This is a genomic window from Lunatimonas lonarensis (assembly GCF_000390185.1).
Classification (GTDB): Bacteria; Bacteroidota; Bacteroidia; order Cytophagales; family Cyclobacteriaceae; genus Lunatimonas; species Lunatimonas lonarensis.
Window position 1 is genome coordinate 58050 of record NZ_AQHR01000022.1, and the last position, 22919, is coordinate 80968.

The window sequence follows — 22919 nt, forward strand, 5'->3', positions numbered from 1 at the left end:
TTTAATCCTCCATCCAGTTTAATGTTCTGCCAATCGCCTTATGCCAAAAACGAAGGTTTTTCGACACCTGTTCCTGATCCAATTTCGGCTCAAACGCAGCGTCTGCCTCCCACAGTTCCCGCAAATCCTCCACGCTTTTCCAAAAGCCTACGGCCAGGCCAGCCAGATAGGCCGCTCCAAGTGCCGTCGTTTCCAACATCTGAGGCCGCTTAATCTGGCACTGAATCAAATCTGCCTGAAATTGCATCAAAAAGTCATTTGCAGTGGCTCCTCCGTCCACCCGCATTTCTTTTGTTTCCTCTCCTGAATCCTTTTCCATCGCCTTCAGTACGTCATACACTTGATAGGCAATAGCCTCTAGGGCAGCCCTCGCCATATGGGCGCGGGTGGTTCCACGGGTGATCCCAAAAAAGGCCCCTCTGGCATCCTGATCCCAATACGGCGCACCTAGGCCGGTCAGCGCAGGCACGAAATAAACCCCTTCGTTATCCGTCAAACTTTCGGCGAGTGCTTGGCTGTCACCTGCCTGGCGAATGATTTCAATACCATCCCTAAGCCACTGAATGGCCGCACCTCCGATAAATACACTGCCCTCTAGGGCGTAATTCACTTTCCCGTCAAGTCCCCAAGCGATGGTTGTTAGCAGCTTGTTTTTGGATTGCACCGGCTTTTCTCCCGTATTCATCACCAAAAAACAGCCCGTTCCGTACGTAGTCTTTGCCATCCCCGGCTTCAGGCAAAGCTGCCCGAACAGGGCTGCCTGTTGATCACCGGCAATACCGGCTATCGGAATCTTGGCAGAAAACACATCACCCGCCGTGGTACAAAACCGCTCACTGCTCGGCCTTACCTCCGGCAAAATAGACACCGGGATATCAAACAGATCCAATAATTCCTCGTCCCATTTCAACTCGTGGATATTAAAAATCATCGTCCTACTGGCGTTGGTAAAATCTGTCAGGTGCTCCTTGCCGCTGGTCAGCTTCCAAATCAACCACGTATCCACCGTGCCAAAGCAGACCTCTCCCCGCTCGGCTTTTTCCCTTGCACCCTCCACATGGTCCAAAATCCACTTAATCTTTGTAGCGGAAAAATAGGCATCGATGATCAATCCGGTTTTCCGGTTGATCAACTCGGCATACCCCTGGTCTTTGAGTTGGTTGCAATACGCCGAAGTCCTTCTGTCTTGCCATACGATGGCGTTATACAGCGGTTTGCCTGTCTTTCTGTCCCAAAGGATGGTGGTCTCCCGCTGATTGGTAATCCCGATACCTGCTAGTTGGGACGCCGTAATGCCCGCCTTGGTAATGGCTTCTGTTGCTACACTTGCCTGGGAGGTCCATATCTCGCCCGGATCGTGTTCCACCCAACCGGGTTTGGGAAAATGCTGTTCGAAATCTTTTTGAGCAACCGCCACGGACCGTCCGGAATGATCAAAAAGTAGGGCTCTGGAGCTGGTGGTGCCCTGGTCCAGTGCGAGGATAAATTGGGTTTGGTTTGTCATGAATCAAAGGCTATCTATTCGGTATTTATCTGCTAATTTATTAAAATCTGCCAATTCTTTGTCTTTCCAAGGCTGGTCTTTTCCCAGTTCTTCGGCCATCAGGTCAGCCACCCTCGGAGCCATTGCCATGGCGGCATGGGCATCCAAAATCAGCATGCGCATTCTTCGCGACAAGACATCATCCACTCTCATCGCCATCTCCCGTCGAACAGCCCACACAACCTCTGCCTCGGTATATGGATACGAATCATGCAGGCGACGACCCAATGAAGGATTTTCCTTCACCAGCTTTCTCAGTTCATCGGCATCTGTCCCGTACCACTTCCAATGTCCTTCCTCCACTAGGTCGGTATGTCCGTGAAGCCGGATATCTACAGAAGTACTGGGCCTCAATGCAAGGGCACCCATTTTACCGATGGCTTCCAGGGTATCCTCCCCCATTTTCCTAAAGGTAGTCCATTTACCACCAGTGAGGGTAACCAAGCCGGATTTAGACATAATAATCTTATGGCTTCGAGATATCTCCTTCGTTTTCTGGCTCCCTTCCTTTGGTGCAGCTAAAGGCCGTAGACCGGCAAAAACAGACAACACATCCTTTCTTGAGGGAGGCTTGACCAGATAATGGCTCGCCGTCTCCAAGATAAAGTTAATCTCCTTGGCCAGAGGCCTCGGCTCCATCTTTGCCTTTTCCCGCAGGGTATCAGTAGTACCTACCACCAGCTTATCCTGCCAAGGCACCGCAAATAACACCCTGCCATCTGAAGTCGCTGGGATCATTAGTGCGTCCGAACCGCCCAAAAACGACTTGTCCACCACCAAATGTATGCCCTGACTGGGCTGAATAGTCTTTCGAATCCCGGGTTCATCCATTTGCAAAATTTTGTCGGCAAATACACCGGTCGCGTTTACCACGGCTTTCGCATGTATCCGGTACTTCGATCCGCTTAAGGCATCTTTAACCATCAGACCGTTTAAGCTACCAGTTTCATCCTTTGTCAGATCCAGTACCGGAAAGTGATTTACCAGGCAACCACCCAACTGGTCACAGGTCTGCGCAATGGCCAATGCCAAGCGCGCGTCGTCAAACTGCCCATCGTGGTAAACAATCCCTCCTTTTAGCCTCTTGGCCTTAATTTGGGGTAGTCGGAGGATGGTTTCATCACGGGATATAAACCGGCTCTTTCCCAACCTAAGACTACCGGCCATCCAATCATAAATTTTCAGGCCGACGGAGTATTTCCACCTATCCATCCAAGTGTAAACAGGTATGATAAAAGGCTGATTTTCCGTTAGGTGGGGAGCGTTTCTCAATAGCCTGCCCCGCTCCCTCAATGCCTCAAACACAAGCCCTATCTCTCCCTGAGCAAGGTAACGGACTCCTCCATGCACGAGCTTTGTGCTACGGCTTGAGGTGCCCTGTGCAAAATCCGCTTTTTCAAATAAAACCACACGCAAGCCCCGCGAAAGTGCATCCAACGCCACCCCCAGTCCGGATGCCCCACCACCAATGATGGCCAGGTCCCAAACCGTTCTTTCGTCGCTAATTCTTTTTATGTTGGTTTTTCTGTCCATTTCCGAATCATTTTTCCAAAAGTAGCACAAAAGGAAACAAATAGAAAGAAAGAAAAACATTATCTAGTAAAAATACTTTCTTTTTGACTTACTTTGTGCTAATATTAGGTCTCCATACAGCAACTAAAGATCAATCCTTCAATACAAGACTAAAACTGATCATCCCTTTGGGCAACTAACGGACCGCATGACCATAGCAGAAAGACATAAGTATATCCTGGATAACCTGCACAGGGCAGGCTATGTGAGTGTGGCAGAGCTCAGTAAGGAGCTTAATGTCACCATGGTAACCGTACGGAAAGATCTACGGATTTTGGAGGGTAAGGGACTGCTTTACCGCACCCATGGAAGTGCCACGCCTGCTGCACCCTATGTAAATGATAGACCGGTGGACGAAAAGAAGCTGGTACACGTAGACCAAAAAACCCGAATTGCCCAGAAAGCCGCTTCCTTTTTACAAGATAGTGACGCCATCATCATCGGTTCAGGCACCACGGTGGTTGCGTTTGCCCATGCGATTCCAAAAGACCTACCCCTTACGGTGCTTACAGGCGCCATGAATGTTACAATGGCGCTGATCGCCAATCCAAATGTAGAATTGGTACAGCTAGGGGGAGTGGTACGAAAAAGCAGCAGTTCAGTCGTTGGCCACTACGCAGAAGAAATGATCCGCCATTTTGCCTGTAGTACCTTATACCTAAGTGTGGACGGGATCGATTTGGGATTCGGGCTTACAACAACGAATATGATGGAAGCCCACCTGAACATGCAGATGATCCGATCTGTGCAAAAAACAATCGTACTGGCTGATTCCAGCAAATTTGGCAAAAAAGGATTTGGCAAGATCGCCGCAATTGAGGACGTCGATACGATCATCTCAGATACCGGCCTGTCGCAGCATTACATAGAGAAAATGGAAGAAAAAGGCATTGAGGTGATTGTCGTCTAGCTATTCACAACAAGCTCCTCAATGCCAATAATTTAAATTAAAACCCATTCTTACAGGCGTGCATCCACTAGTTCTTTGTCCAAAACAGCCTTGACGTCGAAGACCACTTTGCTGTCCGACTTGGAAATAGGCCAGTTTTTGAACTCCTTATGGGCTACTGCCAAGATAACCGCGGAGTAGTCGTCCAAGTTCGGCTTTTCTCCACCGTTCAAGATGGAGATACCGTATTCATGCGACACTTCTTCCTTATTGGCCCATGGATCGTACACATCGACGTCCATATCAAAGGTCTTTAGCTCTTGGTAGATATCAATCACCCTGGTATTTCGTACATCGGGGCAATCCTCCTTGAAGGTAAAGCCAAGAATCAGCACTTTGGAATCGATTACCTTCAGGTCCTTTCTCATCATCAACTTAATGACCTCAGTGGCGACATGCTTGCCCATGCTGTCGTTCAGCCGACGGCCGGCCAAGATGATTTCCGGGTGGTACCCTACTTCCTGTGCTTTTTGGGCCAAATAATAGGGATCTACCCCTATACAATGTCCTCCCACGAGACCCGGCCTAAATGGCAGAAAGTTCCATTTGGTCCCGGCGGCAATAAGTACCTCCTGCGTATCGATGCCCATGAGACCAAATATCTTGGACAGCTCGTTTACAAAAGCGATGTTGATGTCCCGCTGCGAGTTTTCTATCACCTTTGCGGCCTCGGCCACTTTGATGGAAGGAGCCTTATGGGTTCCGGCTATGATCACCGTTTGGTATAAGGCATCTACGTAATCCGCCACTTCCGGCGTGCTGCCTGAGGTGACCTTAAGAATCTTCGCCACGGTGTGTTCTTTATCACCGGGATTAATTCGTTCGGGGGAATAGCCCACATAAAAGTCCTCGTTGAATTTCATCCCTGATACCTTCTCCAACACGGGTACGCATTCGTCTTCGGTTACTCCGGGATAGACCGTAGATTCATAAATAACAACGTCTCCCTTTTTAAGAACCTTGCCCACTGTTTCGGAGGCTTTGATCATCGGGGTCAGGACGGGGCGATTATACCGATCGGTAGGCGTGGGCACAGTGACCACAAAAATGTTCGCTTCAGCCAACAGATCCGGCTGATCCGAACAGTAGAGTCCGGGCTTGCCGGTGTATCCATCCGTTACGACCTTTTGCAAATCCTCATCTTCCACCTCTAAGGTAAAATCCTTTCCTCCATTGAGTTCTTTTACCCGCTTAGAAGAAATATCAAATCCTATCACGGGAAATTTTTTGGCAAACTCTACTGCCAGTGGTAGACCTACATAGCCCAAGCCAATGATGGCTATGGTGGAATCAGAAAACGGTTTTAATGGTGCACTCATTTTTTTCAACGAATTTTTTTATATCAAAATTAACTAGCGATCAAGGGATCAGGAAAAAACATGGACTACATGTGTCAATAATTGGTAATCCAATAGTTACCACTTTTCCCAGCTTTTCGGGATAGCCTGTATGGATGAATCCTGTCACTCGGGGACTTTCAACAGTAGTATAGTCACTGCGCTGTATTTGTCATGCCCTAAGTCGAATCTCCATCATGCTGTCCACGGTGAGGAAAAGGACTAAACCTTATCAAGCAATATGGACACGATACGCCGTGCAGTTCCGCCATCCCAAAGTGCCGGGATGCTGCCTTTCTTCCACTCGTCTCCAAAAAGCTTTTTCATGGCCGGAGCGATTGCTTTTGGATCCGTACCCAAAAGCTCATTGGTACCCTCGGTTATGGTCTCGGGCCGTTCGGTGTTATCCCTAAGGGTCATGCACGGAACGCCCATTACCGTTGTCTCCTCGGTTATACCACCTGAATCCGTAACCACGGCTTTGGATCGCTCTACGAGGTAATTGAATTCCAGGTACCCCAATGGTTCCACCATGTGCAGTCTCTCATGGGCGATACCGATTCTGTTGAGCATGGCTTTGGTTCTTGGATGTACCGGGAATATCAACGGCAATCCTTGGGTATTTGCCACAATCTCATCAATCAAAAACTTAAGTTTCTCTTCTTGATCCACGTTTGCAGGCCTGTGGAGCGTCATCACCAGGTACTCCTTATCTTTCAGGCCCAGGGTATTCCAAACCTCAGGCTGCCGAAACCTTGGCCTATGCTTTAACAGCGTATCGATCATGGTATTCCCCACGAAAAATATCCGATCCTCCCCAATACCCGAATTTCTGAGGTTGTTGTTGGCAACATCCGAGGTGGTAAAAAAGAAATTGGTGATGCTGTCCGTCACCAAGCGGTTGATTTCCTCGGGCATGGTCCAGTCTCCCGATCGTATGCCAGCCTCCACGTGGGCGACGCGCACATGTAATTTCTGGGCAGTGATCGCACAGGCCATCGTTGAAGTTACATCCCCCACAACCAAGCAAATATCAGGTTTACCTCCCTCCAAGAGCAGTTTTTCATACCCGATCATGATTGCTGCGGTCTGTTCAGCCTGGGTTCCACCACCGGCACCCAAATTTACATCCGGCTGCGGTATCCCCAGTTGCTCAAAAAAACTGTCGGACATGTTTTTGTCGTAATGTTGTCCTGTGTGGATCAGCCGGAAATCAATATCCTTTCCCTCTCCCTGCGCCGAAATCACCGCATCAATGATGGGGGATATCTTCATAAAATTCGGACGCGCCCCTGCTATCAAATCTACCAGCATAAAATAAGAATTTGTGTACTAAATCAGTGATATATAAAATTTCATTATGCAAAGATGCTCGTTGTAATAAGAAAACAAAACAAAAAACCTAACTAATTCAAAATCAACCTAACCAATACCGGCAAATGATCCGAAGCATAGGTTTCTGTGATCACCTCATGGGAAATAATCCTAAAGGCATCCTTAGGCCTGACCATCACAAAATCTATCTCCTTTACGGGATTAATCTCGGGAATCGTCGGGGCACAATCTACCAAACAACTTCTCAAAAACATCTTGTCCAGGAAATTTATCGGCGACTTACCCGCCTCCGAATTGAAATCCCCAGCCAAAATGAGCGGTCTATCTGATCGTGCACCAAGAAACTCTGCCAGCGATTTCGCCTGCTTTAGGGTGACCTCCTCCCGCTTAAACTCCAGATGGGTTCCTGCAAAGGTAATCGCCCCTCCTCCAGGTAGCATGACATCCACATAGACAGCCGTTCGGGGCTCTGTATCCGCATCATTGGGCAGATCCCACCCACCCTTTGCCAAAATTGGGTACTTCGACAAAATCGCATTGCCATACTCCCCACCTGCGTGATCGATGGACTTATAGAAATACCAATACATTTCAGTCAACTCGCCCAATCGGGCCGCCTGATGCAGGTATCTGCCCGACCGCTCGGTAAAAACATCCACTTCCTGGAGTGCCACCAAGTCTGCGCCACTATCCCTTATCACCCTTGCGATTGCTTCTACATCGATTAATCCAGGCTGGGAGGGTGGATTGCAGTGGTGAATGTTATAAGACAATACACTGATTTGCTGGGCATACACATCCATGATGCCGATTCCACAGATCAAGAAAAGGCTGCTAAGCAAAAGACCAAAAAACGGACGTAAAAAAAAGCTAAATACCCCGGCTGTCTCCTTCATACTTCTATTATACCATTCGTGAAAACGAAAATAGGTACTTCCTAGCGCTTTTCCTAAAAATTCCTTGTAGCCGCGGAGACAGGCATGCGCATACCAACGGTCTTTTTTCCTGACAGCCGGATTTTTTTTTCAAAACCGCTCAAAAAAACCTAATACCAACCCCTTCTATTCAAATACATCTTTTTGTGTTATAAACTATAAAAATTGGTATTCAAAAATTTTTTAAAATTAAACGCTTATTTTTAAAAATAAACTTAACTATTATTAGGAAAAATTTCAGATTTCCCCTAACATTAGCGACTGAAACCCTTCTATCACCTTAAGGCAGCCATGCTTCAAAATCCTGTACAAATACACGCATCCTTCGTGTCCCAGGCAAACCTTTCTGGAAAAGAGGGCGGATCTCATCCGATAAACGGGTGTGAACCTCTTGTTCAGCTGGCTGAAATGCTTTCCCTTTCATTAGGAGCACGCGCAGGCATAATAGCTTCCTCGATAGCCTCCTCGTCGGGTATATACGTAAGTGATCTTGGTATATCAGCATTGGATTTGGAAGAAATCGCATCAGTCTGTCATTCCACTGTACTAGATGCCAAGGAAATATTTTTTGGTGACCTACTAGGTGAACCACTACCCATGGGTCTCCACACCCAATTTGTTGATCCGGAGCAACTCAAGGTGATAGGCAAGCCTATATTGGATGAAAATGAAGTCCCAATTGGGTCTATTTCACTCATTGTGGCTGCCGAAGTTAAAATCAACCATTCGCAAGCCCGTTTTATCGATTTGATCGCCAAACAGAGCCAAATCCACATACAGAGCTTAGAAGACGCTTTACATCCCAACAAGCCTTCCTTGCCTAAATTAAGTATTTTAAAAGTACTGGCTGAATCAGCCGACTTGGCGTTTTTGCTAGATACCGAAAACAAGGTGATTTGCTATCATACCAACCCAGGAAAAAAGCTCTATGTGGATCCATCCTATTTTTTGGGAAAGAGTCCGGCCGACATCCCTTATCTTGGCAGTGTACGCGAGAAGCTGGCATGCCAACTACAGCAGGCAAGGGCTACCTCTGGACGGATACGGGAGCAATATTTTTTTAAAGCGGGCGATCACAGCAGGTGGTACCAGATCAGTGTGGAACGCATTGAGCTGCCGGGTGAAAAACCTGCCATTTACTGTATGGTAGAAGATATTCATGCCCGGAAGAAAAAAGAAGCCTTCATTCGGGAGCGGGAAAGGGAGTTTGACTTCCTTCTCAAGAAAGACTTGGCGTTGCTTTGCAGATGTACCTTAGAAGGTGAAATCATGAGTATCAACCCGGCAGGAGAAAAACTGCTTGGTTATACCCCGGGATCACTCAAAGGCGTTCAGTTCCGGAATATGATCAAAACGGAGGAATCTCTTCGTGTCGCTTTTGAAACATGCCTGAAGGATTTCGGCTCATTCTACGGCCCACTGGAGCTGGGCACCTCAGATGGACAGTCCAAGCATTTTCAGCTGGGGGCCACTGTCACCAGTAGAAGTTCCGAATTCCCGGTATTGCTTATCCACGGCATAGATGTCACGGAAACAATCAACCGGCAATCTGAAGTGGCAAAAGAGCGAAGCCTGCTGCGCACGATTATTGACAACATCCCCGTAAACATCTATACCAAAAACATAAATGGCCAAAAAACCTTGGTCAACCGCGCCGAGCTTGAGTTTATGGGATGTGAAGAAGACGCTGAGGTGCTTGGAAAAACAGATCACGAACTCTTCCCAGATTCCATAGCAGTCGCGGCGCTTGAAGAGGATCAATTGGTATTGGCAAAAGGAGAAAAGATCATCAACAAAGAAACAATCCTCGTTCATGCCGATGGCTCCACCCGCTACTGCCTCATCTCGAAAATCCCTCTGTTGAACGAAAACGGCCAAATCGAAGGAATGGTTGGCATCACCAACGACATCACTCCCCGCAAGGAAACCGAACTGCTGCTTTCAGAAAAAACAAAACGGCTAGACTACATCATAAAAGGCACCCATGCCGGCACATGGGAATGGAACATTCAAACCGGCAAAAGGATTTACAACCAGCGATGGGGCGAAATCATCGGGTACTCGGAAGCTGACATGGCAAACGGTGAACTACCTGGCTTCGGTGAGATCTGCCATCCGGACGATTTATCGAAATCGAATAAATTGCTGGAAGAACACTTCAGGGGAGAATCTGAGTACTACCAATGTGAAATTAGGTTGAAACACCGAAAAGGCCATTGGGTATGGGTCATGGATCGTGGAAAAATAGGATCATGGACTGAGTCCGGCGAGCCCTTATTAATGTATGGAACCCATCAGGATATCAGGGATCGGAAAATTCTGGAACAAGAGATCAAATCAAACCTTGAAAAATTCAGAAGGCTGTTTGACCTTTCACCTATCGGAATTGTCCTGAACGATTACGAAACCGGCCGCTTTCTGGAAGTAAACCATGCGCTTTTGATTGCCACAGGGTACCAAAAGACTGAATTTCTACACCTAAACTTCCGGCAATTGGCACCGAATGACTTTGGGCAGTTTGAACAAAAGCTTAGAGGAGATCTCTCCGAAAAGGGGTATTATGGGCCTTTTGAAAAAGAATTCCTAACCAGGGAAGGCAAAACCATCCCCGTGTTGATGAAAGGTGTCCGATACAAAGACGACCAAGACCGATGGGTAATACTTTCGGTCGTTCAGGATATCTCCGCACACAAAAAGCAGGAAAAACAACTTAAAGAAGCCAAGGAAGTCGCCGAAAACGCAAATATGGCGAAGTCCGCCTTTCTGGCCAATATGAGCCATGAAATCCGAACACCGCTGAACGGTGTAATTGGCTTCACGGATCTATTGATGAAAACGCCACTTTCCGAGACGCAGCTGCAATACATGGAAACGGTGCATCAATCAGCGCATTCATTGCTTGACTTGATAAACGACATCCTCGACTTTTCAAAGATCGAAGCGGGTAAGATGGACCTTTCCATCGAACGGGCGGATCTATTCCAACTTGGCGAGCAGGTGGCTGAAATCACCAAGTACCAAGCCCATTCCAAAGGGTTGGAATTGGTGGTCAACATACCCCGCAGTCTCCCGAGATTCATTTTTGTGGATGATGTACGGCTAAGGCAGGTCTTGGTAAACCTGCTCACCAACGCCGTGAAATTTACCCAAAAAGGAGAAGTGGAGCTAAAGGTCAGCGAGGTTCAAAAACTTGGAGAGCAACGTAGTGTCTACCGGTTTGCCGTCCGCGATACAGGCATTGGCATAGCCGAAGAAAAACAGGAGAAAATCTTCGAGGCATTTTCGCAAGAGGATGCCAGTACCACGCGTAAGTTTGGGGGAACAGGCCTAGGCCTCACCATTTCCAATAAGCTACTCGGGCTGATGGAATCGAAATTGGAATTGAAGAGTGCGGTCGGGGTAGGAAGTGAATTCTATTTCGACCTGCCAATAGCGGTTGAAGTAGGTGAAAAAGCCAGTTCCAAGAATCTCTCAACCATCAAACACATTCTGGTAGTCGACGACAACGCAACCAACCGGGCCCTAATGCAGGAAATGCTTCAGGAAAACGGCATCCTAGTAAGTTTGGCTGAAAACGGTATCGCCTGCCTACGGACGCTGGAAACGAATGAAACCATTGACCTCATTCTGATGGATTACAGAATGCCATTTCTTAACGGATTAGAAACTGCTGAAAAAATCCGGCAGATAAAGTCGGTAGACCAACGTGGTATACCCATCATTCTGCTATCCAGCTCCAGTGAAGAAAACCTGGACGTCAAACGTCTGAGCGAGCTAAATATCAAACAAAAATTGGTAAAGCCCGTGAAGCTGGAGCAGATCAATGATGCGATCAGAAAGCTCAAAAACAAAGCCTCCCATCTGGAAACTGGAAGACATTCGGAACCGGAAGCACCTTCTGAAACTCCCTCCTTTTCGGTGTTGGTAGCAGAAGACAACCCCGTGAACATGAAGCTGACAAAAGCCATTTTACAACGGGTAAGTCCAAACATCGAAGTAATCGAGCGGTTCAACGGCCTGGAAGCCTACGAATACGTTACGACCCATACGCCAGATTTAATCCTAATGGACGTCCAAATGCCCCTGATGAACGGCTATGAAACTTCCCGGGCCATTCGCAATCTGGAAAATGGAGCCTCAGTTCCTATTCTGGCACTGACGGCCGGCACGGTAATGGGCGAAAAGGAACGATGCCTCGAAGCGGGCATGAACGACTACCTGACCAAGCCTATCAACCAGGAAACGTTAATCAAATTTATCAAGGAGCACATTCAGAAAAAGCTTTAAATCACCCAAATAATTGGGCCGATAAATGGTCGGTTTAGCCCAAAACGTGGTATAGACAATATACGTGTACGTTCAATCCATCTACCCCCATTTATGAAAGAAGAAAACAACCCAAAAAACACAGATTCACGGAGAGAGTTCTTAAAGAAAACCTCTCTGGCTGCGGCCTCCTCTTTTTTTATTGTCCCCAGGCATGTGCTGGGTGCTGGGTACATTGCCCCTAGTGACAAACTAAACATCGCAGGCATCGGCGTGGGCGGTAAAGGACGCAGCGATCTCACCTCATTTGCCAAAAGCCCCCATGTCAACATCGTCTCCCTTTGCGATGTAGATGACAGAATGACTGCGGAATCGAAAAAAAACTTTCCCAAGGCTACGTTTTACAAGGATTTCCGGGAAATGCTGTCAAAGGAAAAAGACACCATAGACGCCTGCTCAGTATCTACCCCAGACCATACGCATGCGGTAGCCACCCTAGCGGCCATGCAACTCGGAAAACATGTGTACACCCAAAAACCCCTAACCCACAACATTCAGGAAGCCAGGGTACTGGCAGAGGCTGCAAAGAAATACAAAGTGGTCACCCAAATGGGGAACCAAGGTGGATCCGGGGATGGAGTCCGCAGGATGAAAGAAATCTACGATTCCGGGATCATCGGAACCGTCGAGAAAGTCCAATGCTGGACCAACCGCCCCGTATGGCCCCAAGCCGTACCTACCGACAAATCCTTTAAAATACCGAAAGAGCTTGACTTCGATCTGTGGCTGGGCCCTGCCCCCAAAGTTCCGTATAACGAAGCTTATCTGCCTTGGAACTGGCGGGGTTGGTGGCCCTATGGCACAGGCGCGCTAGGAGACATGGCCTGTCACATCATGGATCCCGTATTTCGTATATTGCCGATCGATTTTCCAAATTCGGTAGAGTGTAGCGTAGCGGGAACCTGGACCTTTACCCTACGGGAGCAAGATCACAACCCCGATTGGACGCCTTTTTCGACATCCATCCACCTAAACTACCCGCGCAAAGACGCCAAAGGAGACATCAAAGTCAGTTGGTACGACGGGGGAATATTACCCGAAAAACCGGAAGAACTTCTTCCAGGCGAGGCATTCGGGAATTCCGACGGTGGGGTATTGTTCATCGGTACCAAGGGAAAACTGATGGCCGACTGCTATGGAGCAAACCCGCGCCTACTCCCGCTAAAAGACAACGAGATCCTAAGTATTCCCGAAACCATCCAACGCGTTCCCGATCAGGATCATTACCTAAACTGGGTCAACGCCTGTCTCGCAGGCTACGGAAACGCAGAGACAAGCTCTCCATTTGAATATGCGGGGCCATTTACCGAAAGCATCCTTATTGGAAACCTGGCAATCAGAAGCTGGATGCTGCGGGACAATCCGGAAGCGCGCAGAAGTGACGAACGTTACCTAGGACGAAAAAAACTCCTGTGGGACGCCGCAAATATGCGGATAACCAACTACGACAATGCCAACCAGTTTATATCACGACCCTATCGGGACGGTTGGAGCTTGGCGTAACAAAAATTGAGAGTGGAATATTCCGAAGCTGCCTGATTGACCGGGCAGCTTTTTTACGTTTTAACAGCAAACGCCTTCTCCAAAAAATGGAAACTTGCACCTCGACCCTATTTAGCGTACTCTGCGGCCTGTTTGGGCCACCATTGGCGTCATACCGCTGGATTTGCCTATATTTGAGGCAGAAACAAATGATAATGGCTTTGTTAAATCACCGAAACTGCCTAGTACTCTTGGGAATGTGCTTTCTCGCAGGATGTTCCTCTCCCAGTGAACCAAACGAGCAAAAAGCCCTAGCTGCCCCCACGCTGTTTACTCTGTTGCCTTCCTCTAGTACAGGAATTACCTTTGAAAACACCCTCACCGAAGGCTTGAACACCAACATACTCATGTACGAGTACTTTTACAATGGTGGAGGCATAGCGGTAGGCGACTTGAACGGAGACGGTCTCGACGATATCTATTTTACCGGCAACATGGTTCCCAATAAGCTGTACCTGAATAAAGGAAACATGCAATTTGAAGACGTTACGGCCATTGCACAGGTGGAAGGCCGCCCAGGGCCCTGGGCAACCGGGGTCACCATGGCAGACGTAAACGGGGATGGGCTATTGGATATCTATGTATGCTATTCCGGAAGCCTACCCCCAGACAAGAGGCGAAACCAGCTATTTATCAACCAAGGTACCAACGAAAACGGTATCCCGATTTTTTCAGAGGAAGCCGCTACGTATGGAATAGATAGTGAGGCAACCTCCACGCAGGCCGTTTTTTTTGACATGGACAATGATGGGGATTTGGATCTTTTTCTGCTGAACCACAACCCAAAATCCTTGCCCATACTGGATGAATCCAATACCGCTGAAATACTAAAGCATCCCGACCTGGCTGGCCCCCAACTTTTCAGGAATGATAATGGAAAATTCGTCGAAATCACCGAAAAAGCGGGCATCCAACATTCATCCCTTTCCTATGGCTTAGGAGCAGTTGTATCAGATATAAACGGAGATGGCTGGATGGACATCTATGTCAGCAACGACTACACCGTACCTGATTACCTTTATATCAACAATGGTGACGGCACTTTCACAGATGTGATCAACGAAAGTATGGGGCACATATCCAACTTCTCGATGGGCAGCGATATCGCAGACATCAATAACGACGGATTTGTCGATATCTTTACCCTCGACATGTTGCCAGAGGACAACAAACGGCAGAAGCTGCTGATGGCCCCCGACAATTACGAGAAGTTCGAGTTCAACCTTCGGGTTGGGTTCCACCATCAATACATGCGAAACATGCTGCACTTGAACCATGGCAACGGGACATTTAGCGAAATAGGCCAACTGGCCGGGATCTCCAATACCGACTGGAGTTGGGCCGCATTGTTTGCCGATTTCGACAATGACGGCTGGAAAGACCTGTATATCACCAATGGATACCACCGCGACTATACCAATCAGGACTTTTTAAAGTATATGGCCGACTACATCAAAAAATACCAAGGGCTCAAACGCGAGAACGTATTGGAATTGGTGTACTCCATGCCATCGTCGAATGTGGTCAACTATGTCTTCCAAAATACCGGGGGTATTACTTTTCAAAATCAGACCAGCTCCTGGGGCTTGGATCAGGTTGCGAACAGCAACGGGGCGGTTTACGCCGACCTCGACAACGATGGGGATTTGGATTTGATTGTCAATAACGTCAGTTTGCCGGCATTTGTCTACCGGAACGAATCAAGTGTCCAATCTTCCAATCGGTTCCTGAAAATAAATCTAGAGGGCGAAGGGAAGAACACCCTTGGACTTGGTGCAAAAATCACGATCTACCACGGCGACACAAAGCAATTTCTGGAACAAATGCCCACGCGTGGGTACCAATCAAGCGTTTCTCCCGTACTGCACCTCGGCCTGGGAGAGGTGAGTACAATCGACTCCCTTCACATCGTGTGGCCCAGCCAGAAAATCCAACGAATCAACCAGGTATCTACCAACCAAACGGTCACGCTGCGCGAATCAGAAGCCGTTAAAGGGAAACTAGTGACAGATAATCCTCGCTCTCTGTTGAAACCCGTAAGGCCACCTTTTGAAAATACCCAAAGATCCAATTCCCTCAACGATTTTAAACGGCAGCCACTTTTGGTAAACCCGCTATCCTTTGGTGGTCCGGTGATGGCAAAAGCGGATGTCAATGGAGATGGACTGGAAGATGTGTTTGTGGGATCCGATGCTGGAGACGTATCCAAGCTATACCTCCAACTTCCCGGAGGCTCTTTTCGGGTAGCCTCTTCCGGAGTTTTTGAAGCGGATGCCGACCATGAAGACACGTATGCCCTTTTTCTGGACGTAGATGGCGATGGCTTTCTTGATCTTTATGTAGCTAGTGGAGGATACGGAGCGTTTCTTCCCCGCGACCCAAAGCTACAGGACCGAATCTACTTGAATGACGGAAAGGGAAATTTCAAAAAGGGAGAGGGTCTCCTTCCGGAAATGCCTACAAGCACAGGGGTGGTTGCCGCCACGGATCTTACCGGTAATGGCCTCCCCGATCTATTTGTAGGCAGCCGCGTAATCCCAGGAAGGTACCCGGAAATACCGGACTCCTATTTGCTCATCAACGGTGGCAACGGCTCGTTTTCAATCCAAACAGATGAGTGGTCAACGGAAATCAAAAAGCTTGGGTTGGTCACCGATGCCGACTGGGTAGACTTGGACGGGGATGGCAGCGACGAGCTGATCATCGTTGGTGAATGGATGCCCGTTCGAATATTTTCGAAAGCCGGTAATCGGCTGACGGACGTCAGGACGGACTATCTGGACGAAGAATATTCCGGGTGGTGGAACTGCCTATGGGCGGGAGACCTAAATGGGGATGGAAAGCCAGATTTGCTGATCGGAAACCACGGATTAAACAGCCAGGTGAAGGTTTCCAGCTCCGAACCTGCAGAGCTTCACTACAAGGACTTTGACAATAACGGTGCGGTGGATCCCATCCTTTCCTTTTACATACAGGGTAAAAGCTATCCCTATCTGACAAGGGATGAACTGCTGGATCAAATCTCTATGATGAGGACACGCTTTACGAGTTACGCGGATTATGCCAATGCAACCTTGTCGGAGATATTTACCGAATCCGAGTTAAAAGATGCCGGGTACGCAAGGGCAACCCACTTGCATACGTCCCTATTTCTTTCCCAGCCTAGCGGGAAACTTGTAGCCACCCCATTGCCCTTGGAGGCACAGTACGCTCCGGTTTTCTCCATACTCGTTGATGATGTGGACAAAGACGGCTATGCAGACATCCTGCTGGGAGGCAACATCGAACGCGCCCGATTACGCTTTGGGAAATACGATGCCAACTACGGAACCTTGCTAAAAGGAAACGGCACGGGAACCTTCCAATATATCCCCCAGCGGGAGAGCGGCTTGGCCCTCAGAGGAGATGTCCGCAGTATGCTATCACTGAACAATTTCCTCCTCTTTGGCATCAACCAAAAAGGGATTGTCGCCTATGAAAAAACGAAGTAAGGGTACCATGCGTCTAATCTATCCATCCCATTATTCAAATCCGTTGCATCGAGTTTGCCGGGCAGGCATCCGGACAACGTTCCTGCTGACAGCTTTTTTAATAAGTGCGTCTTGCGCTTCCAGCTCCGACCAAGATGAAATTGCACTTGACGCAGGTATTATCGGGTGGATCACGGAAGCCATGACCGATATCATGGTGCATGACATCACCAATCCCCCGCTGGCAGCCAGGTTTTATGCCTATGCTACACTGGCAGGATACGAAGTGGTCAGCCAGGAGGATGAGGGGTTTCATTCTATGGCCTTGGTGCTGAATGACTATCCGCAAATCCCAAAAAGAGATGATTTTCCAAACCAGCATACCCAAGTAACGGCAGCGTTGTCGATGATCAAGGTAGCATCCACCCTTCAACCATCTGGTTCAGAATTACTTAAACTGGAGGATTCTTTTTTGGATTCCTGTAGGACATGGGGGCTTCAAGAGAAGACGATCAAAGACTCGGAAGCCTATGCCGATTTTATCGCCAAAGAAGTCCTTGCCTATGCACAGACAGACAGGTATAGAGAGATCAGTAACTATCCCAGGTATACCCCTAGGGAAGCCCCTGGTTCCTGGTACCCCACGCCACCTGGCTACTTTGCCCCGGTAGAGCCGTATTTCAACACCATTAGACCTTTTACGCTCCGATCAGCAGACCAGTTCAAGCCGGTTCCTCCGGCACCATTTTCAGAAAACCCAAGTTCGGAGTTTTTCCAATTGATGCGCCAGGTATATGAGGAGGAGTTGACATCGGAGACACAGCAAATCGCTGCATTTTGGGACTGCAACCCCTTTGCATTGGAAGAAACAGGACATCTCATGGTGGGTCTGAAACAGATTTCTCCCGGAGGGCACTGGATAGGAATCACCGATATTGCCTGCCGTGAGTCAGGCATTGACTTTAACAAAGCAATGGAAATCACTGCCGTTGTAGCGGTGGGCCTGATGGATGGGTTTTTGAGCTGCTGGGATGAAAAATACCGAAGCAACCGCATCAGGCCTGAGACCGCCATCAGAAAATACCTGGACCCCAATTATACCCCGCTTTTGCAAACGCCGCCATTTCCTGAATATCTGAGTGGGCATTCCACCATTTCAACCACATCTGCGGAAATATTGACCCACTTTTTCGGCGAGGAATTCGAATACACCGACACCGTGGAAGAAAAATACTTCTTGGGAACCCGGGATTTTGATTCCTTTTATCATGCGGCCAACGAAGCGAGTATATCTAGGCTATACGGGGGCATACACTTTATGGACGCGATCGAAAATGGGCAGACACAGGGAAAGGCAGTTGGAAAATGGGTAGTAAACCTGCTTGCCGAAAAAAGCATGGCCATGCCTGTACCCAGGTGACGAAAATCATATCTTCTCCCAAACAAAAGTAGTAGCTTTATTCCATCACTCGTATCGCAATAAATGACTAGAAGAATAATACCCATACTGTTGTTGGCAGCAGCTTGGTTTGCCTGCACCGAAAAAACCGACTACATCGCCTATTTGGAATCAAGCGGCAGGTTGGTAGAGGCAGGGGGTACCCTTACCAATGCCATGGTACACGATATCTTTTCCCCTCCCGTGGCAAGCAGAATTTATGCCTACCCGGCCATAGCTGCTTTTGAAGTGGCGGTGCTTGGAGATCCAACCACTTACCGCTCCCTGGCAGGGCAACTCAACGGCTTTGAAGGAGCCACATTTCAGATAACCGAAAACGTCTCCCTACCACTGGCAGCATTGGTTGCCTATTACGAAGTTGGTGCGCGCCTGGTATTTTCTGCCCACATGGTTTCCGATGATAAGGATCGCTTGCTATCCCAAGTAAAGAAGCTCGGTGCCTCCAACGAGACCATAGTCGAATCCCATGCATTAGGCGAGGCCGTGGCCGCGCACATACTGGCGTATGCGTCGAAAGACAATTACCACCAGAGCCGCTCATTCGAAAAATACACCTCAGGTGACGATGCACACGTTTGGAAACCTACCCCACCTGCCTACATGGAGGGCATCGAACCCCATTGGAACAAGATCCGTCCTTTTGCCTTGGACTCGGCCAACCAATTTATCCCAAAGCCCGCCACAAAATTTGGATTCGAACCGGAAAGCCAGTTCTTTCAAGAGGCAAAGGCTGTCATGGACATTGGTAACCAACTGACTCCAGAGCAGCGTGAAATCGCCTATTTCTGGGACTGTAATCCGTACAAAATGAACGTAAAGGGGCATGTCATGTATGCCGAAAAAAAAATAACACCCGGAGGCCACTGGGTGGGCATTGCTGGCATTGCCTCCAAAAATGCAAACCTGGACTGGAAGGCAACCGCTGAAACCCTAGCCCTAACCTCCATTTATGTCTTTGATGCATTCATAGCGTGCTGGGACGAAAAGTACCGCAGCGTCCTGATACGGCCCGAGACCTATATTAACCGGTACATGGACGAAGATTGGGTGCCCCTTCTTCAAACCCCCCCATTCCCAGAGTATACCAGTGGACATAGCGTGATTTCAACCGCTGCCTCCCGTGTGCTCACCGGCCTATTGGGAGAGCCCTTTCATTTTGTGGACACGACTGAGGTAAATTTTGGACTGGGTACGAGGGAATTCAATTCCTTTAATGAAGCGGCGGCAGAAGCGGCCATCAGCCGATTTTACGGTGGCATCCATTATATGCCTGCTATAGAGTACGGATCTGAACAAGGGGAGCACGTAGCTGCCTACCTCGCTACAAAAATCTCAACGAGAACGTCGAAAATGGCTGCTAGAGGGGATCAATAATACAATTTCTTGTCCCGGATATAGTCCAACACGTGTGGGTGTAATAAATACCTCGCGCTCCCGCCCCTACGGAGGGTATCCCGAATAAACGTAGCCGAAATATCGATCAAAGGCGAATCGATAAAATGAATGTTTGGGTGCTCAATGCCGCCGGATCTACCCGGCCTTGGATAGACATACAATCCAAATAAATCGAGAATCTGCTGACTGTTTTTCCATTTGTGGAAATGGGTAAGGTTATCGCTTCCCACTACGAGCCTAAACTCATGCTGAGGATACTTATCGGAAAGGACGGCCAGCGTATCCACGGTGTAGCTCGGCCTGGGCATGTGAAACTCTACGTCCAACACCCTAAACTTAAAATTGTCGGCGATGGCCAGTTCAACCATCTTAAGCCGGTCAAACTCATGCAGCAGAGATCTGCTGGATTTCATGGGATTTTGGGGACTGACCACAAACCACACCTCTTCCAAATCCGTCTGATCCTGCATGATATCGGCTATTATCAAATGGCCGATATGGATAGGGTTAAAGGAACCAAAGAATAGTCCTATTTTCAAAATTACGGCTGGTTGATGAATGCACCTATTAATCGTTCCGCTTGGGCAAAAGAATTTTCCAGATCGTCGTTAACCAATACAACATCAAACTGATCCTGAAAGCTGCTTTCAAATTTGGCTTTATACATTCGCCGGGAGAGGGATTCTTCGGTTTCAGTACCTCGATCGCGCAGGCGGGTGGCGAGATCTTCCAAGTTGGGAACTTTCACGAAAATGGCGAGCCCCTTATCGCCGAAATATTTTTTCAGATTCAGACCACCCTTGACATCCACATCAAAAATCACATGCTTGCCATTATCCCAGATCCGCTGAATTTCCTCTTTCAAGGTACCATAAAAATTACCTTCGTATACCTCTTCCCATTCAATAAACGCATCTTGGTCGATTTTTTGCTTAAATTCCTCGGGAGTCAAAAAATAATAGTCCTTACCATGTTGCTCCAACCTTCCGCGCTTGTCTCTGGTACAGGCCGAAATGGAAAATCCCAGATTTGGAAACTTCTGGATAAGGTGTCTAACAATAGTGGTCTTTCCAGACCCGGAAGGAGCTGAGAAAATGATGGCTTTGCCTGTAGACATGAAGTACTTCGGTTTATTTTATCTCTTGGATTTTTTGCCGAATGCTGTCCACAAGCTCTGTGGGAACCAGGTGCTTGGTGCATTTGGTCTTGAGCACTTCCCGGATGGCCCGTTCTAGGTGAAAGTGCTCGAAGCATGGCTGGCATTTGGCCAACTTTTCATCCAATACGTGCCTATCCTCCAGGGCCGCTTCACCGTCCAAGATGCTTTCCAACAGTTTGAAGCACTTGGTTGCATCACTGCAATTAAGTTTACGTGGTGTAGATGGGTCGAATTTGTCCATTGGTAAATTTAAGTTCTTGACATCTAGTTAATCTTCCTCTCCTTCAGTATCATAACCCATGTGTTGAGCATAATCTTTTAATTTATCTTTCAACAGGTTTCTGGCCCTGTGGAGCCTGGAACGCACGGTACCTATGGGGATATCGAGGATTTTGGCCATTTCCTCGTAGGTAAATCCCTCGAGGTCACACAAAATGATCACTGTCCTGAAATCAACCGCCAGACTATTGAGTGCGTTGGAGATCTCATCCCCAAGCATATCTTTGACAGCATCTACCCGCAGGTCGGAGGTCATATTGTAATCAACGTTATCCGAGTTATAATAAGTTTCAACCTCCTGATAATCTACCTTGGCGGGCTGCTTACTTTTCTTTCGGTATTCATTGATAAAGCTGTTTTTCAAAATTCTGAAAAGCCATGCCTTTGCGTTGGTTCCCCGCTCAAAGGAGTTGATGAACCGATAGGCTTTGAGGTAAGTATCCTGTACCAAGTCCTTGGCATCGTCTTCATCAAAGGTTAGCCGGTAAGCAAAATTGTACATGGAATCTATGTGGGGCATAAATTCCTGATCAAAGATGCTGTTCTTATCGCGTTCTGAATATTTTTTTCTTTGAACCTCTGACATAGGAATTAAAATTACGAATTGACGTAATTTATAACTAATAATTAGGAATAAAGTCGCATGATTTTTACTATTTTGCCGACCGGATTTAGGCGGCGTACCGTCTGAACCCCGTTAGTTCGCCATCCATGCTCTTTTTCAAAGCCCTCTCCTTACTGCCCACAGGCGTTTTATACCTAATCAGCGACTGCTTCTACCTGATCGCATACTACCTGATCGGCTACCGAAAACGGGTTGTACGCGAAAACCTGGCGTATGCCTTCCCAGAGAAAACCAAGGTACAAAGAAAGGCAATAGAAAAGATTTTTTTCAGGAATTTGACCGATTCTTTTGTTGAAACCATCAAGTTGCTGACCCTGTCGGAGTCAGAAATTGACAAACGTTACAAGCTGGTAAACCCGGAACTGGTGACTGACCGTGTAAGGCAGGGGGAAGTAATCATCGGCGTGCAGGCTCATTTCTTTAACTGGGAGGGGCATGTGGTCGCCATGAACCGCCAATTGAACAAAGCCTGTGAGACCGTTTACCTGAAAGTCAGCAATCCGGTATTTGAGCTACTGATGAGATCTATCCGAAGCAGGTTCGGAGGTTCCTTGGTAGAGCGGAACTCCTTCATCAAACACCTGATTGCCAATAGAAATACGCCCCGTATGATTGGGCTGGCAGCTGACCAGCGACCCCAATTTTCAGAATCCCGGTATTGGGCGACGTTTATGAACCGGGAAGCACCCTTTTTTGAAGGGGCTGAGAAAATGGCCAAGAAGTTTAGCTCACCGGTGATTTACGGGGAAATTGAAAAAACCAAGCGCGGACATTATCGTTATACCTATCATCTATTGGCTTCTCCACCTTACAAAGATACCGCTCCCCACAGCATTACCGACGCCTATATTGCGGCGGTAGAAGCCAACATACGGAAGAATCCATCCATCTACCTCTGGTCCCACAACCGCTGGAAGGAGAAAAAGTCGACGGGAAATAGTACCTTTGAACCCGAACCAGACAAATCCGGCCTGAGGACCGGATAGCGTGAAC

General features: G+C 48.0%; 16 protein-coding genes. 7 read left to right on the forward strand and 9 right to left on the reverse strand.

Features of this window, described 5'->3' with window-relative positions; all coding sequences use genetic code 11:
* Nucleotide 1: 1 nt before the first annotated feature.
* Both glpK and ADIS_RS02940 read right to left on the reverse strand, forming a co-directional pair.
* Nucleotides 2–1504, reverse strand: coding sequence for a glycerol kinase GlpK (glpK, locus tag ADIS_RS02935; RefSeq protein ID WP_010852811.1), 1503 nt, complete (start codon nucleotides 1502–1504; stop codon nucleotides 2–4).
* A 3-nt stretch (nucleotides 1505–1507) separates the two neighbouring features.
* Entirely contained in the window at nucleotides 1508–3076 is a 1569-nt protein-coding gene (locus ADIS_RS02940) for a glycerol-3-phosphate dehydrogenase/oxidase (protein WP_035804520.1), read from the reverse strand.
* Nucleotides 3077–3263: 187 nt separating this feature from the next.
* Between ADIS_RS02940 and ADIS_RS02945 the strand changes: the two genes are divergently transcribed.
* The gene (locus ADIS_RS02945) at nucleotides 3264–4025 is read left to right on the forward strand and encodes a DeoR/GlpR family DNA-binding transcription regulator (protein WP_010852813.1); all 762 of its coding nucleotides are present in this window, start codon (nucleotides 3264–3266) and stop codon (nucleotides 4023–4025) included.
* A 50-nt stretch (nucleotides 4026–4075) separates the two neighbouring features.
* Here ADIS_RS02945 and ADIS_RS02950 read toward each other — a convergent pair whose 3' ends face one another.
* The 3 genes from ADIS_RS02950 to ADIS_RS02960 all read right to left on the reverse strand — a co-directional run bounded on the left by ADIS_RS02950 (nucleotide 4076) and on the right by ADIS_RS02960 (nucleotide 7632).
* Nucleotides 4076–5383 (reverse strand): nucleotide sugar dehydrogenase, encoded by a 1308-nt coding sequence (locus tag ADIS_RS02950; RefSeq protein WP_035804470.1) that lies wholly within the window; start codon nucleotides 5381–5383, stop codon nucleotides 4076–4078.
* Between the two features lie 240 nt (nucleotides 5384–5623).
* Nucleotides 5624–6715 (reverse strand): non-hydrolyzing UDP-N-acetylglucosamine 2-epimerase, encoded by a 1092-nt coding sequence (gene wecB / locus ADIS_RS02955; protein WP_010852815.1) that lies wholly within the window; start codon nucleotides 6713–6715, stop codon nucleotides 5624–5626.
* A gap of 92 nt (nucleotides 6716–6807) precedes the next feature.
* The gene (locus ADIS_RS02960; RefSeq protein WP_010852816.1) at nucleotides 6808–7632 is read right to left on the reverse strand and encodes an endonuclease/exonuclease/phosphatase family protein; all 825 of its coding nucleotides are present in this window, start codon (nucleotides 7630–7632) and stop codon (nucleotides 6808–6810) included.
* Nucleotides 7633–7998: 366 nt separating this feature from the next.
* On the opposite strand from ADIS_RS02960, the gene ADIS_RS22160 reads away from it, so the two are divergent.
* The 5 genes from ADIS_RS22160 to ADIS_RS02985 all read left to right on the forward strand — a co-directional run bounded on the left by ADIS_RS22160 (nucleotide 7999) and on the right by ADIS_RS02985 (nucleotide 19842).
* Nucleotides 7999–11958, forward strand: a complete 3960-nt coding sequence (locus ADIS_RS22160) for a PAS domain S-box protein (protein ID WP_010852817.1) — start codon at nucleotides 7999–8001, stop codon at nucleotides 11956–11958.
* Nucleotides 11959–12051: 93 nt separating this feature from the next.
* Nucleotides 12052–13500: a Gfo/Idh/MocA family protein gene (locus ADIS_RS02970; RefSeq protein WP_010852818.1), complete on the forward strand. Its 1449-nt coding sequence runs from the start codon at nucleotides 12052–12054 to the stop codon at nucleotides 13498–13500.
* 188 nt (nucleotides 13501–13688) lie between these two features.
* Entirely contained in the window at nucleotides 13689–17030 is a 3342-nt protein-coding gene (locus tag ADIS_RS02975) for a VCBS repeat-containing protein (RefSeq protein WP_155907086.1), read from the forward strand.
* On the forward strand, nucleotides 17014–18429 hold the full coding sequence (locus tag ADIS_RS02980) for a vanadium-dependent haloperoxidase (protein ID WP_238325363.1): 1416 nt from the start codon (nucleotides 17014–17016) through the stop codon (nucleotides 18427–18429). Before ADIS_RS02975 ends, ADIS_RS02980 begins: the two co-directional genes overlap by 17 nt.
* Before the next feature lie 63 nt (nucleotides 18430–18492).
* On the forward strand, nucleotides 18493–19842 hold the full coding sequence (locus ADIS_RS02985; protein WP_010852822.1) for a vanadium-dependent haloperoxidase: 1350 nt from the start codon (nucleotides 18493–18495) through the stop codon (nucleotides 19840–19842).
* On the opposite strand, the gene nadD is transcribed toward ADIS_RS02985, so the two are convergent.
* The 4 genes from nadD to ADIS_RS03005 are packed head-to-tail and all read right to left on the reverse strand — an operon-like array spanning nucleotide 19836 to nucleotide 21887.
* Nucleotides 19836–20402, reverse strand: coding sequence for a nicotinate (nicotinamide) nucleotide adenylyltransferase (gene nadD / locus ADIS_RS02990; RefSeq protein ID WP_010852823.1), 567 nt, complete (start codon nucleotides 20400–20402; stop codon nucleotides 19836–19838). The genes ADIS_RS02985 and nadD overlap by 7 nt on opposite strands.
* A 2-nt stretch (nucleotides 20403–20404) precedes the next feature.
* Nucleotides 20405–20980 carry a guanylate kinase gene (gmk, locus tag ADIS_RS02995; RefSeq protein WP_010852824.1) on the reverse strand — a complete coding sequence of 192 codons (576 nt, stop codon included), beginning with the start codon at nucleotides 20978–20980 and terminating at the stop codon, nucleotides 20405–20407.
* Nucleotides 20981–20993: 13 nt separating this feature from the next.
* On the reverse strand, nucleotides 20994–21263 hold the full coding sequence (locus ADIS_RS03000; protein ID WP_035804474.1) for an anti-sigma factor: 270 nt from the start codon (nucleotides 21261–21263) through the stop codon (nucleotides 20994–20996).
* 27 nt (nucleotides 21264–21290) lie between these two features.
* Nucleotides 21291–21887 (reverse strand): sigma-70 family RNA polymerase sigma factor, encoded by a 597-nt coding sequence (locus ADIS_RS03005; RefSeq protein WP_010852826.1) that lies wholly within the window; start codon nucleotides 21885–21887, stop codon nucleotides 21291–21293.
* 125 nt (nucleotides 21888–22012) lie between these two features.
* On the opposite strand from ADIS_RS03005, the gene ADIS_RS03010 reads away from it, so the two are divergent.
* A complete protein-coding gene (locus tag ADIS_RS03010; RefSeq protein WP_010852827.1) occupies nucleotides 22013–22912 on the forward strand; it encodes a lysophospholipid acyltransferase family protein in 900 nt (299 codons plus the stop codon).
* Nucleotides 22913–22919 lie beyond the last annotated feature (7 nt).